Raw genomic sequence first — 1051 nt, 5'->3', positions numbered from 1 at the left:
CCGATGCGATGGAGCGCTATCTGCGCACCATGCGCGACGATCTGGTGACGCTCGCGTTGCGCCATGGCTCGGCCGCGCTCGCCGAGCACCTGAAGGCATCGATCAAGCAGCACGGCAGCGCGAAACTCACGGCGGTCACCCTGCGCATGGTCGAACAGGCGTCGACGCTGGCGGCGGCCGTGCCGTCGGTCGCTCACCCGGTGCACCTGTGGTTTCGGCCGTTGATCGCGCGGCGGTTGACGGGGGAGGGCATCGCGACCCTCGGCGCGCTGATCGAGTACTGCAATGCGCGCGGCGGTAGTTGGTGGCGCTCGGTGCCGCGCATCGGCGCGCTGCGAGCGAAGGCGCTGGTCGCCTGGCTGCGTCGGCATGAGCGCACCCTTGGTGTGCGCCTCGACGTGGATGTGGCGGACATCGATACGCGGGAACTGGCACCGTCGAGCCAGGCCCAGGCTATCGTCGTGATCGGTGGCACATCCCACGAGCCGCGCCTCGCGCCGTTTGAGCGGCTCGCAGTCCCCACTTCATTGTCAGGTGCGATTGGAGCCGCGAATGGGCCCACGAATGGACACTCGGGTTCGAATCGGGCCACATCGTTTTCGTTCATCCGTGCGCCGCATGATCTCGCCGCGATTCACGCGTATCTGCACCGCTATCGCGACCGGCCGACGACCCTGCGCGCGTACACTCGCGAGCTCGAACGCCTGGTACTGTGGGCCGTGATTGTGCGCGGCACACCGGTGTCGTCGATGACGGTCGAGGACTGTGAGGCGTATAAAGACTTCCTCGCGAAGCCGGCGCCCTCGTTCGTGGGCCCGAAGCAGTCACGCGCGAGCGGTCGCTGGCGGCCCTTCGCGCCCGAGGGCCTATCGGCTGACAGCCAGGCGTATGCGGTGCGGGTGCTACGCGCGGCGTTTGCATGGCTCACCGAGGTCCGCTATCTGGCGGGCAATCCGTGGAGCGCGGTACACGACCCGGTGACCATCACGCGCGAAGTCGCAGTACAAGTCGAGCGGGCGTTGTCGCCTAAGCTATGGACCGAGTTGCGCCG

1 protein-coding gene is annotated in these 1051 nt (G+C 67.6%); it reads left to right on the top strand.

What is annotated here, in order from left to right; genetic code table 11:
• Window positions 1–1051 (top strand): phage integrase family protein (locus AWB65_RS35035; protein WP_327359650.1); only part of this gene is annotated, 1051 nt, incomplete at both ends.

It is taken from the genome of Caballeronia humi, assembly GCF_001544475.1.
Classification (GTDB): Bacteria; Pseudomonadota; Gammaproteobacteria; order Burkholderiales; family Burkholderiaceae; genus Caballeronia; species Caballeronia humi.
This window is presented reverse-complemented; position numbering and strand designations above follow the sequence as displayed.